We start from the raw sequence: 14,189 nt of genomic DNA, 5'->3' as shown, positions 1-14,189 counted from the left end.
GTCTCCCAAACTATCACAATTTCTTCTGCTCATCTGCCTAAACTTGCACTTGGACACACCCAAACTAATCCCCAACTTTGTCCCCCAGCCGCCCAATGTTCCTCCAAATGTCCGGGAATACTTTTGCGATTATCCGTCACCAATAGTCGTTTGGATGATTCCAAATAAATGAGAATCTCTGGATCTAAGGTTCCCAATGGCGGTGCATTTTCGTCGCCCACCCGTAAAATATCTATCTCCGGTTGAAGTTTTAAAACAGCACTTTTGAGCTTAGGTGGCAAATTTTCATCGAGCAAAAAACGAATTTTCACTTTAGGTTAAGCAACTCCTGTTCTCGCTGTGCTTTGATTGCTCTCAAACGCAATGCTAGAGGAGATGGATTAGCCAAAGATTCCTGATAGCATTCTTCCCGCCACTTGGCCAACCGCAACATATAAGCATCCATCTGTCTGCGATTGTGCAGATAATAGGTTAGCGTCGCGTAAATTTTCTCTAAATTCAGACTCGGTAATTCCTCCAGAATTTGCTCTGGAGAATATCCATCCAAGTAATAATCAATCACGTCGTCGATGCCGATCCGATGTCCTTTGATGCGGATGTCATCGGGGTCGAGAAATTCAAAATAGTCTTCTAATTGCATCGGTTTATCTCCGAATACTTAGTTAATCGCATTTTATCATAAATTGAAAAGGGCGATCGACCTTATATAATAGAAACTTGTTGCGATCGCCCTTTATCCCCCTTATCATGCTCCAAATCCGCCGCCGTCCCCCCAGCACCTCCGTCTCCGTACTCTACCTCAGCTACCAAATCGCCGTACCCGACGCCGAACCGCGGCACATTCTCGAAGAAATCGTCTGGCAAAAAGAAGTAGAAGTTGCCCAAAAGCGCGATCGCACGCCCTTAGCCGAACTTCACAAAAAACTCCCCTTCGCACCACCAACCCGCGACTTTCTTGCCGCCCTCAAAAACGGTAAAACCACCCCCGCTATCATCGCCGAAGTTAAAAAAGCTTCCCCCAGCAAAGGCGTAATTCGCGAAGATTTCGATCCAGTTGCGATCGCCCTAGCTTACCAACAAAACGGCGCTAGCTGCATCTCCGTACTCACCGATGAAAAGTTCTTTCAAGGCAGCTTCGACAACCTCGCTAAAATCCGTGCCGCCGTCGAATTACCCCTGCTTTGCAAAGAGTTTATTATCTATCCCTACCAAATCTATCTCGCCCGCATTCACGGGGCCGATGCCGTACTTTTAATCGCCGCGATTCTTTCTGATAAAGACTTACAATATTTTGTGAAAATTGTCAAGACTTTAGGCATGACAGCTTTGATAGAAGTTCACACTCTCGAAGAACTCGATCGAGTATTAACCCTCGAAGGCGTAAACTTAATCGGCATCAACAACCGCAACCTAGAAGACTTTTCCGTCAGCCTAGAAACCACCAGCCAACTATTAGCCTCGCGACAAACCGAAATCCAAGCAAAAAACATCCTCACCGTCAGCGAGTCAGGAATCCACACTCCCGACGACCTCGATCGAGTTGCGATGGCAGGTGCTGAAGCCGTCCTCATCGGCGAATCCCTGGTCAAACAGCTCGATCCAGGCGCAGCTTTGGCCTCCCTTGCCGCCGAAATCGCCACTCCCCGTGCGGGCCTTTGAAAGGTGAGAGCGCTTGACAAATAGCCCTGAATTCTGATAAAAATTGATACAGTAGGCAAATAAATGAGAATTTATGCCCTGGATCGACTCAGGCGCTGAAAAAAAAAATAGCACTCGCAGCTATATTGCATAGAGATATCTTGCAGCAAATCAATTAAATCTATTCTTTGAGTCGGTCGATCGCCAAATTTAGCGTGTCCAACGCACCCAGCCCCGAATATTCGATCGGCAAAGCAGGGGTTTTTGTACGGTTAGAAAACAAATAAAAAATCGGGCATCTAATGTTCACCTGTGATGCCTCATGCAATTGCAATGGGGTGTCGGTTCGCTGAGGTATGTTAGCTTTCATGGAGCCAATCCCCCTTCCGTCCTACATTCACTACGAATTGCTACTCCAATTGTTGGAACGCAAAACGATGTTTGCTGTCAGTCAAAAATCACCGCAGCAAGCACAAGTTCACCAACTGATAATTACTTTGCGGAAAGCCCTTGCCCTTCAGAAGCAATTAGAACAAAGCTGCGAGCGATCGAACTTAGCAGTAGAACACCGCTGGTCTCTAAACGAAACTAACCCTATGGGAGCTAAAAATTAAAAAACTTAGGGTGCAGATTCGGCAATAGAGCTTTTTGATTTATTCTATATAACTCCCACAGAAAAAGTTAGGACAATATCATGGACAACAAATCAATGCTGATGATTCCGGGCCCGACACCGGTGCCCGAAGCGGCATTGCTGGCGATGGCAAAACACCCGATGGGCCACCGCAGCAAGGAATTTGATGCGATTTTTGCAGAATGTACCGCAAACCTGAAATGGTTGCACCAAACCAGCAGCGACGTGCTGAGTTTAACGGTTTCTGGTACTGGCGCGATGGAAGCTGGGATAATTAATTTCTTGAGTGCGGGCGATCGAGTTTTAGTCGGCACCAACGGCAAATTTGGCGAACGCTGGGCGGAAGTAGCCGAAGCTTACGGTTTGAATGTCGAAATCATCAAAGCCGAGTGGGGCCAAGCTTTAGACCCGGAAAATTTCCGCGAAAAACTGGAAGCAGATACAGAAAAGCAAATCAAAGCTGTCATCATCACGCACTCGGAAACTTCCACCGGCGTGCTCAACGACCTCGAAACCATCAACCGCCACGTTAAAGCCCACGGCGAAGCTTTAATTATGGTCGATGCTGTGACCAGTTTAGGTGCTGTCAATATTCCGATGGATGCTTGGGGAATCGATGTCATTGCTTCGGGTTCTCAGAAAGCTTACATGATTCCGCCTGGTTTGGGTTTTGTCGCCGTCAGTCCCAAAGCTTGGGAAGCTTACAAAACTGCAAAATTGCCCCGCTATTATTTAGATTTGGGCAAATACCGCAAAGAAGCTGCCAAAAATACGACTCCTTTTACTCCACCGGTCAATATGTTTTTTGGACTGCAAGTAACATTGCAGATGATGAAAGCCGAAGGATTGGAAAATGTTTTCGCGCGACACAAGCGGTTAATGATGACTACTCGCGCCGCCGTACAAGCTTTAGGTTTGCCATTATTTGCCGCTGACGGTGCCGCCAGCCCTGCGATTACTTCTGTCATGCCGCCCGCCGAAGTAGATGCTCAAAAAGTGCGGACTTTGATGAGAAAGAGATTTGACATTGCACTAGCCGACGGACAAGACCATTTGAAGGGGAAAATCTTCCGAATCGGTCATTTGGGCTTCGTGTGCGATCGCGATATTCTAGCAGCTATTTCCTCTTTAGAAGTGGTGTTGCGAGAAATGGGTTACGAAGGCTTTACTCCTGGTGCCGGCGTTGCCGCTGCTGCGAGATTATTGGCTGAATCTTAATCTCAGTTATTAAAGGATTTTGGGTTTTGGATGCTTTCTAAAATCTAAAATCCTTTTAATATGCCGTGGCCAACCAATCAAAGATTTTATCTAACTGTTCTAGCGTCACTAAACCGTACTGCCACAATACCATCGGCAAGGAGTTCGGGTCGCGATCGCGTTGTCGCTGTTCGTTACCGCCAACACGTTCGGCGACATCAATTGACGCACGAGAAATCGCCAAATCTTCTTGTAAAAATCGAATTAATCTTGTGTATGTAGCGGGTGCCATGAATTTTTCCTCCAAGTGTAGGACACCATTTTCTGATGCGAACCTGATGTTTGAGATTAGTAATAAGCCAGTTTTAAATCTGTCTTGGAACCGTTGATATCTGTTAAAACAGTATTTGCCGTTGAAAATGCGACGTTTGTTGCTGAGTGCGACTCTAAAGCCAACCTTTCCCAAAAAGTGAAAGGTTTTGGATTTTTTTCGCTATGGGATCGCAGGATGTGCGATCGCACCTAAACTGAATACCTCGGTATTTTGCAGCGGAAATCTGAATAAATTCTGCTGCCTACTTAAAACTACTAAACCAGGTTCAGAGTTTAACTTCATCTACCAAAATGCAGAATCCGCAAATCTACTTCGGCAATATTGGTCAGATATTTCGATCGAACTCAGGTCTTGCTACCAGAAGTTAACTTTGCCAATTAAATTGGCTCGTAGCATCTTACTTCAGATAGGTTTAGTAGATGGAGCTCGATCGCCAGAAGTTCCAGAGAATTTCTTTTCGTGCTGCTGCCCTTGAGGCTGAGCATCGTCTCTCAGGATTGGTAACGAGTGGCTGACTCGTCTCATACCTGCGACCAACAATCTACAGCTTCCGCCAACAAGCTCAACCCCAGACTGACTGAGATTGACATCGTAGCAAATCTTTTGGTGTTTGTGCTGACTCGCCGATTAATAATTTAACAAATTATATCAATTTTTGTAAATTTTCTAAATTTTTTCGGTTTTCCGAAGGCAGAAGGCAGTTCGGCAACGGATTCCGTAACGGATCTAACGGATGGTAAAAAGAAGGAAGAAGGAAACCGGGGGATTGTTTATTGATGCAGGTTTTCGTTCAAAAATTCGATTTCAATACGATCGCCCACTTTGAGACCGAGTTCAGCAGCCCGCCCGCCCCGGAGTTCAATAACTCGATCGACAGTCGTATTGGGCCCGTAGGTGGGACAAGGATCGGCAGTACAAGGAGGTGCAGAAACTTCGATCGCCTCAACCACCCCATCCCGCAGAAAAATCATATCCAGAGAAATCTGGCAATTTTTCATCCAAAAATTGACCCACCGCGCCGGTTTAAACTCAAACAGCATTCCTCTGTCATCAGCCAAAGAAGTTCTGTACATTAAACCCATAGCCTGCTGTTCGGGGGTTTTAGCGACTTCCAGTTCGATGGCGCGATCGGCTATCCGAACTCTAGCAGAAACAGGCAGCACTTGACCCGATGTTGTCGCCGTCGGAGACTGCGACGCCAAAATACCAGTAGCACCAGCATTCGCGACAGGTAAAGCCGGCGAACATCCCAGCAAAAATACAATTACCCCAATACTCAGGAAATTAGCGAAATAACTCATAATGATTTTAGATTTTAGATTTTAGATTTTAGATTGGTAATTGGCAATTGTTGACTGTTGACTGTTGACTGTTGACTGCGTTGAGTGATGACAACTGACAACTGACAACTGACAACTGTCAACTGACTGCTTCAAGATTCGCGCATCACATAACCAACACCGCGCACCGTCTGAATCAAGCGCTTTTCGCCCTCATCTTCAATCTTGATCCGCAGATAGCGGATGTAAACCTCAATCACATTCGACTCGCCCAGAAAGTCGTAACCCCAAACATTTTCCAAAATTTGTTCCCGAGTCAAAACGTCGCGGGGATGTTCCATCAAATACTTTAGCAGCTCAAATTCCTTCATCGTCAGGTCGATCGCCCGTCCGTTGCGCAGGGCCCGCCTAGAGGCCAAATCCAAAACTAAATCGCCAAACCTCAATTGTTCGTTGCTGCTGTTATCCGGCTGCAAGTACAAGCGCACCAACTGCAAAAACTCCTCAGTGCGGTAGGGCTTGAGGAAATAATCGTCCGCGCCAGCTTCCAGACAAGCGACGCGATCGTCAACTGTATCGCGACCGATCAATAGCAGCACCGGCGCCCGATTGCCAATATTTCGGAGGTGAGAACACAGCGACAGCCCCGACTCAGGACCAAGTATGCGATCGATTACAATCAAAGCTGGCTGCAATTCATGAGCTAAATGTTGGCCGGTGGCGGTATTAGAAGCCACTACCGGTTCGTAGCCGGAGGATTTTAAATCTAGACTCAAGTGTCCGGCGAGAACTTCGTCTGTTTCAACTAGCAGGACACAGGGATTGCGATCGAGAGTAATTGCAGCCATTGAATTGACCGATGTAGATCATAACTGTTCTAGCACGTATCAAGGGACAGTTGTCAGTTGACAGTTAACAGTTGTCAGTTGACAGTTGTCAGTTGACAGTTGTCAGTTGTCAGTTGTCAGTTGACAGTTGTCATTGGTTGAAAATTCCCAATTCCCAATTCCCAATTCCCAATTCCCAATTCCCAATTCCCAATTCCCAATTCCCAATTCCCAATTCCCAATTTAAATTATGACCATCATCGTATTCGGCAGTATCAACATCGACATAGCAGCGAAAACTCCCCGGTTGCCACAGCCAGGGGAAACTATCATCGGTAGCAATTTTTTCACCGCTGGCGGCGGCAAAGGAGCAAATCAAGCAGTCGCCGCCGCCCGTCTCGGCACTTCCACCCACATCATCGGTCGCGTCGGCAACGATAAATTTGCTGAAGAATTGTTGACGAATTTACAATTACATGGTGTAAATACAGACAATGTATTAATAGACAAAAACACTCATTCAGGAGTGGCAATTATCGCCGTAGACGAGACAGGTCAAAATAATATTATTGTGATTCCGGGCGCGAATAATAATGTTGGCGAAGCAGATATAGAACGTCTCAAAAAACTGTTAACCGAAGCTACATCTTTGCTGTTACAGTTAGAAATTCCCTTGGCATTTGTGCAAGAAGCTGCGAAAGTTGCTCGTCAAGCGGGGGTGCAAGTTATCCTCGATCCAGCACCTGCTAGGGCGGATTTGCCACTGGAACTTTATCCGCTAATTGACATTATGACGCCGAATGAAGTGGAAGCCAGCCAGTTAGCCGGTTTTCGGGTGAACGACACCGAAACAGCGATTGTAGCTGCCAAACACTTGCAGGAGCGCGGTGTCAAGAATGTTATTGTCAAATTGGGCGATCGCGGGGCTGTTGCGGTGACTGCGGATGAAACGTTTTTTGTACCGGCTTTTGCTGTGGAGGCGATCGACACTGTGGCTGCTGGCGATGCTTTTAACGGCGGTTTGGCCTCCGCCTTAGATGCCGGTCGATCAATCTCAGAGGCGGTGCGGTGGGGCGCAGCAGCGGGCGCTCTGTGTACAACTAAAGCGGGTGCTCAAGGTGCTATGTGCGATCGGGCAACTTTTGATAAATTTTTGCAGAATTTAATTTGAATTTGTAAGGTGCGCCGAAGAGCACCCTACGTTAACTTTTCAAGCGCGCATTACTGGAATTTGTCAGGTACGCCGAAGAGCACCCTACTTGAACTACTTTTATGGCCGCTGAATAATTGTTTCAACTACCCGCCGCTTGACTTTTGGATCGATACCAATCAGCCGCACGTATTCGCCGCCGTGTTCGGATAAACAAGTTTCTAAAGATGCAACCACATCTTTCTCCTGTGCAGTTTTAATCGTCGCACAACTTTGCCAAGAACCAGTTTTAAATCGGCGATTATCTGCATATTCCATGCCAATTTTGCAGCCTCTTGCTAATAACTGCTTTACTTGTTCCAATACCTCGGAACTCAGCCGCGCTACTTGACCGTTACTAACTTCAGGACTTGGCTCAACATAAGCCTTATAATATTTCGAGTTTGGGTCGTTTAATTGGCTTTGCGTCGGCGCAGCAGCAGCAGGAACATTGACGGTTCCTTGAACGTTGAACAGGCGCGATTGGTTGTATTCATCTACTAAGCGCATTTCCTGAATCCGCTTTTGTTGGCCCACCATCAAACTGCCCATTTCTAATAAATGAGCGAGGCTGAAATTCGGGTTCTTGAAATCTGGCGGTGCTTCGAGAGTGTTTACCAAACGCTTGGAAACTCGCTCGATTCCTACTTGGTGAATGAAGTCGCGGATTTGTTCGTCGTAAATGCGCGATCGCAAAGCGCTAAAAAAGTCGATCGCCTGATCGGAAAAATTATCAACTAACCCGACAATCTCGGTTTTTGACAATTTGTCCGACTCAAAAATTCCGCCGACAATCCCAATTTTATCATCCCGGCTCGGTTCCCAATAAAACTTTTCCATCCGCCCGTCGCGAATCAGCGGCGCGTACAGCGTAGAAAAATCATTTCCCGTGACAATAATCGGCACTCGGTGCAGTGGCGTGCTGTCATAACTTCCCGGTAACTGCACGTTAGTGGGATTGTCAGCAATATTCATCAGAGTGGCATTGACCATCTGAGTATTGACTGTATATTGAGTAGTAGTATCGAACCTGCCAGCACCGGCATCCAAATCGTTAATAAAGATGGCGCACATCTCGCCCCGCACGCGAATTTGCTCCGCAGCTTCCCGGTAGCGCAAGCGAATTAAACGCGCCGGATCTCCCGCATCTGGACTTTCTAATTCCCCGCCAGATATCATCACCGGTTCAAAGCCCATCCGCCGGAAAACCAGTTCGGCTTGAAAAGTTTTGCCTTCTCCTTTGCGGCCGTGAATTCCTAAAATTAGGGGAACTCTAACCCCGGGCAAATTTAAAAAGTTTTTAGTGATGTGCACCGCAACTTTATCGAGAAAGTTAGGAGAAATGTAATAACTCATCAGTAGATTTGTGAGGGATTAATTGAGGTTACTGTTATGATTTTATGACAAAAGTAACAGGCTGCACCGCGAAGTTGGATTTTTACCTTACAATCGAGGTCTGCATATTATTTGTTAAGGAGCGATTCGTGAGTCCAGAAACCTTACTAAAAGAACCAATCGTGCAAGCCGAAGCCAGTCCCTTCAGTTCTGAAAGCTTCGACAACTATGTAATGTCAACTTACGGGCGTTTTGCGATCGCCCTAGAACGGGGCCTGGGCTGCCGCGTTTGGGATACCGAGGGCCGCGAATATCTCGATTTTGTGGCGGGTATCGCTACCTGCACTCTCGGACACGCGCACCCGGCAATGATTGCAGCGGTAACTCAGCAAATTCAGACCCTGCACCACGTTTCTAACCTTTATTACATCCCCGTACAGGGCGAGCTGGCGAAGTGGCTTGTAGACCATTCTTGCGCGGACAGAGCCTTCTTTTGCAACTCCGGTGCCGAAGCTAACGAAGCAGCAATTAAACTCGCCCGCAAGTACGCCCACGAAAAATTAAATATCGCGAATCCGACAATTATTACCGCCGTTGCGAGTTTCCACGGGCGGACTTTAGCGACAATTACCGCAACGGGACAGCCTAAATATCAAAAGGGTTTTAGCCCTTTGATGCCCGGATTTCACTACGTGCCTTACAACGATATTAGTGCGATCGAACTTGCGATCGAGCAACTCGACAAAGACGAACGCCAAGTAGCTGCAATTATGATGGAAGCGCTGCAAGGCGAAGGCGGAGTTCGCCCCGGAGATATCGCCTACTTCCAGCGCATTCGGGAAATTTGCGACGAAAAAGGCATTTTGCTGATTCTCGACGAAGTGCAAGTCGGGATGGGACGCAGCGGCAAATATTGGGGCTACGAAAACCTCGGCATCGAACCGGATATTTTTACATCTGCCAAAGGATTGGGCGGCGGTATCCCGATCGGCGCTATGCTGTGCAAATCTGCCTGCGATGTATTTGAACCGGGAAGTCACGCCAGCACTTTCGGCGGCAATCCTTTTGCTTGCGCTGTAGCTTTGTGCGTTTGCCAAACTTTGGAACGGGAAAACCTTCTAGAAAACGTGCAGCAGCGCGGGGAACAGTTGAAAGCAGGGCTCAACAAGCTGGCGGCCGAATATCCGCATTTAATTGCTGAGGTGCGCGGCTGGGGCTTGATTGTGGGGATGGAATTGCAAGCTGATATCGAACTTACATCCGCTGATATCGTCAAATCTGCGATCGCCGCCGGAGTGCTGTTGGTTCCCGCCGGGCCGAAAGTGCTGAGGTTTGTCCCGCCGCTGATTGTCAACTCCGCTGAAGTTGATCGAGCTTTGCTGGCTGTGGAAGCAGCGCTGCGTTCTCAAGCGGTACACTAAATCTTCTGACTTGATTTTTTAGGACTTACATCAATTCCGTTAGCATCGGAATGATATAAACGGAGGACACGGCAGTGCCGTGTCCCTACCACGATCAATTGTAGGGACACGGCACTGCCGTGTCCTCTATATCATTCCGGTGCAGCCGGAATTGATATTACATGGGGACCCACTTGGTTCTGGCCCGCAGATTCGATAAAAAACCCGGTTTATTGAGTCGGAGTGCGATCGCGAACTGTTTTTGTTAGCTGTAGCGCTGCAACTAACGCAATATTGGGACTAAACCCGGTTTCTTCGAGATTTCTCGTTCCTCGGCCCAATAGTAGGGTGCGCACTGCGCACTACTAAAATTTATCAGGTTAAAATTAAACCCGCCCCGCTGCAAATCAGTCGGGGCGGGTTTGTCAAGTTTAAGACTTGTGCAGAAGCCTGTTTTTTTAGGAAAATACGTTGTGGCGATGTGTATGGTGGAAAAAACTGGTTTTTTTAATCCCCCTCGAAGACTGGTACTTGCGGTTAAAGATTGAAATTTAAACCAGGAAGTGATTTAATTGCTGCACGGAAGCAGCGATCCTATCGTTAATAATTCGGCGGAATGCACGATGGATGAACGGCGTCGCGAAACTGATGTTAATATGCTCCGAGCGCTGCTGGAAAATCCTGTGGACTTAGGAATAGATTTGATTTTGAGGACTGACTCAAAGTCCATCGACTCTGGGTTCGTGCAAACGCTTTACTTGGAAGTGCCGGCACTGACGCCAGAAAGTTTGCTCAGAGCTGCAAAATTTTTCCAAAAGACGATCGCACCCTTAGAATCTGCAAAGGGCAATTATAAATTGCCCGCAACCGGGGCCGCATATCTGGCTTTTTTAGCAGAAGTATTGCAGGCAGTGGCGCGCAGCGCTGATTCGCAGCACCTGTACTCGCTGCTGAGAAACAATTTAGACAAACTCGACCAGAATTTCGCAGAACTGCTGCGCCACTGGGCAACTTTGGTGTTTCCTGCTGCCAAAGAATCCGAAACCAGGCGCATTGCAGCCCTAATCGGCAATCTGAGCAACAAAATTGGGCGGTTTCCCCTCGGCAGCAAGGCTAATAACTTGGAAATCGAAATTGCCGGTTACGAAACAGTTGCTAAGGTTTTTACCCGCAAAGACTTTCCCCAAGAGTGGGCCCTGATGCAAAACAATCTGGGCAACGCTTACAGCGATCGCCCCAAAGGCGATAAGGCTCAAAATATGGAAATGGCGATCGCTTGCTTTGAAAATGCCCTGCAAGTGCGCACTCCCGAAAAGTACCCCCAACAGTGGGCGACGCTGCAAAACAATCTGGGAAACGCTTACATCGATCGCCTCAGAGGAGATTCGGCAGACAATCTAGAACAGGCGATCGCCTGCTATCAAAACGCGCTGCGAGTTCGCACCCGCGAAACTTTCGGGGAAGAGTGGGCGAGCACTCAAAACAATCTCGGCCGCGCTTACAGCCGCCGGCTGCGGGGCGGCAAAGCCGAAAATCTGGAACAGGCAGTCGCTTGCTACCACAATGCTTTGCAAGTCTACAACCGCAAGGTGTTTCCCCGGCGCTGGGCCACGACTCAAAATAATTTGGCAAATGCTTACTGCGAGTTGCTGGGGGGCAACCGAGCCGAAAATCTCGAATACGCGGTCAACTGCTATCAGAGAGCTTTGCAAGTGCGGACTCGGGAAGCTTTGCCACTCCAGTGGGCGACGACTCAAAGGAATTTGGGCCGGGTGTTTATCGATCGCATCAAAGGCGATCGGGTGGAAAATGTGGAAATGGCGATCGCCTGCTTTCAAAATGCTTTACAAGTCTACACCCGCATCAAATTTCCCGAAGCCTGGGCTTCGATCCAAACTTACCTCGGCAGGATCTACTACAGCCTGCGGGTGAAAGGGGAAAAAGCCGAAAATATCGAAATGGCGATCGCCTGCTATCAAAATGCTTTGTTGTTTTGCAACCGCCAAAAAACTCCCGAACGCTGGGCAATGCTCTGCACCTACCTCGGCCGGGCTTTCAGCGAACACCTGAAAGGGGAAAAAAACCGCAATCTCAAAAGCGCGATCGCCTGCTATCAAAATTCGGGTCAAGTCTACACCAGGCAGAGATATCCCAACCGCTGGGCCATGCTGCAAATTTATCTGGGCCGGGCTTTTTCGGAACTGACGGAGACGGAAAACTCGTCCCACATCGAAAGTGCGATCGGCTGCTATCACAGTGCTGGCTTTGTCTACACTCGCGAAACCTATCCCCACCGCTGGGCTCAAATTGCATTTTATTTGGGTCAAGCTTACCGAGTTCGAGGCGACTTGCTTCGCGCCTACGGCGTTTTTACTGCTGCTGTCGATACTGTTGAATTCTTGCGCGGCGAAGCTGAAGTTGATGTGGCCGATTTGGGCGATTCCCTACGGGATAGCTACGCTTCACGGGCGAGTACCGCCAAAGTCAAACTAGCCAGCACCTGGACTGGACTTTATAAATGCCTGCTGCAAGTTTGCCTGGAACTGGGCCCAAGCCAGCCCGAATATTGCGCTAAAGCTCTGGAATACGCCGAACGCCACAAAAATCGGAATTTGGTAGAACTGCTCGTCAAATGCCACCTGACCCCGAAAGGCGACATTCCCGCAGCCGTGCTCCGCGAGTTGGAGTCGCTGCAACTGGAAATAGCGGGGGAACAGCGGCACCAACAACAGCGAGAGCCCCAGCCGATCGCTACCTTGATTTCTGAGGGCGACAGCCTTGGTTTGAACAGCGGTTCTCTGCTGCCGAACTCGGACTTCATGCACTTAAATCAATTGTGGCGGCAGTTTGATGGGTTGATTGCTCGGGAGGTGCAGGCAAACGACCCTTTCTTCAGCCTAGCTCGCAAAGTTGAACCGATCGCTTTCGAGGAAATTCGCCAATTGTTGCCTGATGCTAATTGCGCTGCTGTGGTGTGGGCGAGTTTGGGGGAGTTGTTGGTGGCTTTTGTGGTGATGGCTGGCGCAGAATATCCCGCTGTTCACCTGTGTTCCAGGGAAAATGCTTTGGCTGCCGAAACTTGGGCATCGGAGTACCTCAGCGCTTATTCCGAGCAAAAAGGTCGCTGGATCAATCATCTCCCGGCTCGGCTCAAACGCTTGGCGGCGCTGCTGGAAATCGATCGAGTGGTGGCGCTGATTCCAGAGAATTGCGATCAGCTGATTTTTGTGCCGCACCGATTTTTGCACGCTTTGCCGCTGCACGCTTTGCCTCTGGGGGTGAGAGAGGGGTTTGAGGACGGCGGGGGAAGTTTTAAGTCTGGGTGGGGCGATCGCAGCGGTTTAGATGTGGAGGCCCACAGCGGTTCGGATGTTTCTCAAGGTTCGGCTTTGGGCGACGTTCCAACTCCTGCTGCTTATTTGATCGATCGATTTGCTGGAGGAATTCGCTATGCTCCTAGCTGTCAGCTATTGCGGTTTAAACAAATCGCGCGCAGCGCAGCTATTGGCCGGTACAGACCGCGTTTGCAGCACCTTTTGGCAGTTCCCACTTTCACCAGAAATTCGCTCTACAGCAACATTGAAATCGGCAATATTTCGCAGTATTTTTCCAGTGCAGAAGTTTTGCGCCAGAAGCTGGCAATTAAAGAGGCTTTTTCCCGAGCAATGTCTGCTAATAATGGGGATTTACCCCAGCAAATAGGGCAGTTGCAGCAGAAAAAATGCGCTCACTTTGCTTGTTTGAGTTTGCTTAATTTGGCTGTGCCGCTGAAATCCGCAGTGTTTTTGAGGAATGATTCTCTGAGTTTGGAGGAAATTTTTAATCTCGATTTTAGGCAATACTTTTTAGTTACTTTATCGGCTTGCGAAATTGCGGCCGCCTCTGTCAGCGGTGCTGGAGATTTTGTCGGTTTGTCGGCGGGTTTGCTGTATGCTGGTACGTCTAGTGTTGTCAGCAGTCTTTGGAAGGTGAACGATGTTTCGACGCTGCTGCTTACTAGCAAGTTTTATGAAAATCTCGGACGGTTTCCTCGGTTGCAGGTGGGAGATGTGGCGATCGCGCTGATCGACGCTCAAAGGTGGCTGCGGGATTTGACTGGCGAGGAATTGGAGGTGTTGTTGGCGGATTTTCAACCTCAAATTTCGCAAATGTTCGATCGGCTTTCTCAAAGTTCTCGCCTGATTGCGGAGGCTTCTTTGCAGCAAATTCGCAACCGCAAACCTTATCCTTTTGCTAATCCTTATTATTGGGCGGCTTTTACGGCTGCTGGGGTTTAGTTAGGGCTTGCTGAATCAGTGAGAAAAGTAAACAGTGTATGGGTTTTCCGACCAAAAAAGTAGTAAGGGTGCAAGAAA

Annotated in this window: 16 protein-coding genes; 8 read left to right on the top strand and 8 right to left on the bottom strand. The window is 48.4% G+C overall.

The genetic code is table 11. The features are described 5' to 3' along the window. Nucleotides 1–29: 29 nt before the first annotated feature. Together QUA02_RS00080 and QUA02_RS00075 are read right to left on the bottom strand one after the other, a co-directional pair. Nucleotides 30–311 carry a DUF5615 family PIN-like protein gene (locus QUA02_RS00080; protein ID WP_333024332.1) on the bottom strand — a complete coding sequence of 94 codons (282 nt, stop codon included), beginning with the start codon at nt 309–311 and terminating at the stop codon, nt 30–32. Continuing rightward, a complete protein-coding gene (locus tag QUA02_RS00075; RefSeq protein ID WP_333024330.1) occupies nt 308–640 on the bottom strand; it encodes a DUF433 domain-containing protein in 333 nt (110 codons plus the stop codon). Before QUA02_RS00075 ends, QUA02_RS00080 begins: the two co-directional genes overlap by 4 nt. Nucleotides 641–747: 107 nt before the next feature. Here QUA02_RS00075 and trpC point away from each other — a divergent pair, with 107 nt between their 5' ends. Further along, complete coding sequence (gene trpC, locus QUA02_RS00070; RefSeq protein ID WP_333024328.1) at nt 748–1,659, top strand: indole-3-glycerol phosphate synthase TrpC; 912 nt, start codon at nt 748–750, stop codon at nt 1,657–1,659. 160 nt (nt 1,660–1,819) lie between these two features. Here trpC and QUA02_RS00065 read toward each other — a convergent pair whose 3' ends face one another. Continuing rightward, a complete protein-coding gene (locus QUA02_RS00065) occupies nt 1,820–2,008 on the bottom strand; it encodes a hypothetical protein (protein ID WP_333024326.1) in 189 nt (62 codons plus the stop codon). Between QUA02_RS00065 and QUA02_RS00060 the strand changes: the two genes are divergently transcribed. Then, nucleotides 2,007–2,252, top strand: coding sequence for a DUF5340 domain-containing protein (locus tag QUA02_RS00060; RefSeq protein ID WP_333024325.1), 246 nt, complete (start codon nt 2,007–2,009; stop codon nt 2,250–2,252). The two genes, QUA02_RS00065 and QUA02_RS00060, sit on opposite strands and share 2 nt — an antisense overlap. 80 nt (nt 2,253–2,332) lie before the next feature. After that, on the top strand, nt 2,333–3,490 hold the full coding sequence (locus tag QUA02_RS00055; protein ID WP_333024324.1) for a pyridoxal-phosphate-dependent aminotransferase family protein: 1,158 nt from the start codon (nt 2,333–2,335) through the stop codon (nt 3,488–3,490). A 55-nt stretch (nt 3,491–3,545) separates the two neighbouring features. On the opposite strand, the gene QUA02_RS00050 is transcribed toward QUA02_RS00055, so the two are convergent. Further along, entirely contained in the window at nt 3,546–3,761 is a 216-nt protein-coding gene (locus QUA02_RS00050; RefSeq protein ID WP_332981905.1) for a DUF2949 domain-containing protein, read from the bottom strand. A gap of 187 nt (nt 3,762–3,948) precedes the next feature. Between QUA02_RS00050 and QUA02_RS00045 the strand changes: the two genes are divergently transcribed. Together QUA02_RS00045 and QUA02_RS00040 are read left to right on the top strand one after the other, a co-directional pair. Then, complete coding sequence (locus QUA02_RS00045; protein ID WP_333024323.1) at nt 3,949–4,278, top strand: hypothetical protein; 330 nt, start codon at nt 3,949–3,951, stop codon at nt 4,276–4,278. 32 nt (nt 4,279–4,310) lie between these two features. Next, nucleotides 4,311–4,442: a hypothetical protein gene (locus QUA02_RS00040; RefSeq protein WP_333024322.1), complete on the top strand. Its 132-nt coding sequence runs from the start codon at nt 4,311–4,313 to the stop codon at nt 4,440–4,442. A 131-nt stretch (nt 4,443–4,573) separates the two neighbouring features. On the opposite strand, the gene QUA02_RS00035 is transcribed toward QUA02_RS00040, so the two are convergent. Then, nucleotides 4,574–5,104, bottom strand: coding sequence for a DUF192 domain-containing protein (locus QUA02_RS00035; RefSeq protein ID WP_333024320.1), 531 nt, complete (start codon nt 5,102–5,104; stop codon nt 4,574–4,576). 131 nt (nt 5,105–5,235) lie between these two features. Then, nucleotides 5,236–5,931 (bottom strand): response regulator transcription factor NblR, encoded by a 696-nt coding sequence (gene nblR, locus QUA02_RS00030; protein WP_333024318.1) that lies wholly within the window; start codon nt 5,929–5,931, stop codon nt 5,236–5,238. 229 nt (nt 5,932–6,160) lie between these two features. On the opposite strand from nblR, the gene rbsK reads away from it, so the two are divergent. Beyond that, the gene (rbsK, locus tag QUA02_RS00025) at nt 6,161–7,081 is read left to right on the top strand and encodes a ribokinase (protein ID WP_333024317.1); all 921 of its coding nucleotides are present in this window, start codon (nt 6,161–6,163) and stop codon (nt 7,079–7,081) included. Between the two features lie 99 nt (nt 7,082–7,180). On the opposite strand, the gene QUA02_RS00020 is transcribed toward rbsK, so the two are convergent. Next, complete coding sequence (locus tag QUA02_RS00020; protein WP_333024315.1) at nt 7,181–8,455, bottom strand: RuBisCO small subunit-like domain-containing protein; 1,275 nt, start codon at nt 8,453–8,455, stop codon at nt 7,181–7,183. A 128-nt stretch (nt 8,456–8,583) separates the two neighbouring features. Here QUA02_RS00020 and QUA02_RS00015 point away from each other — a divergent pair, with 128 nt between their 5' ends. After that, nucleotides 8,584–9,855: an aspartate aminotransferase family protein gene (locus tag QUA02_RS00015; protein ID WP_333024314.1), complete on the top strand. Its 1,272-nt coding sequence runs from the start codon at nt 8,584–8,586 to the stop codon at nt 9,853–9,855. Between the two features lie 209 nt (nt 9,856–10,064). On the opposite strand, the gene QUA02_RS00010 is transcribed toward QUA02_RS00015, so the two are convergent. Continuing rightward, nucleotides 10,065–10,190 (bottom strand): hypothetical protein, encoded by a 126-nt coding sequence (locus QUA02_RS00010; RefSeq protein WP_333024313.1) that lies wholly within the window; start codon nt 10,188–10,190, stop codon nt 10,065–10,067. A gap of 267 nt (nt 10,191–10,457) precedes the next feature. On the opposite strand from QUA02_RS00010, the gene QUA02_RS00005 reads away from it, so the two are divergent. Continuing rightward, nucleotides 10,458–14,111, top strand: coding sequence for a CHAT domain-containing protein (locus tag QUA02_RS00005; RefSeq protein WP_333024312.1), 3,654 nt, complete (start codon nt 10,458–10,460; stop codon nt 14,109–14,111). The last annotated feature ends 78 nt before the right edge of the window (nt 14,112–14,189 follow it).

Source organism: Microcoleus pseudofavosus SVA1_A4 (assembly GCF_036700565.1).
In the GTDB taxonomy this organism is placed as follows: Bacteria; Cyanobacteriota; Cyanobacteriia; order Cyanobacteriales; family Microcoleaceae; genus Microcoleus.
The sequence above is the reverse complement of the archived record's forward strand: the minus strand, read 5'-3'. Positions and strand labels throughout refer to the sequence as shown.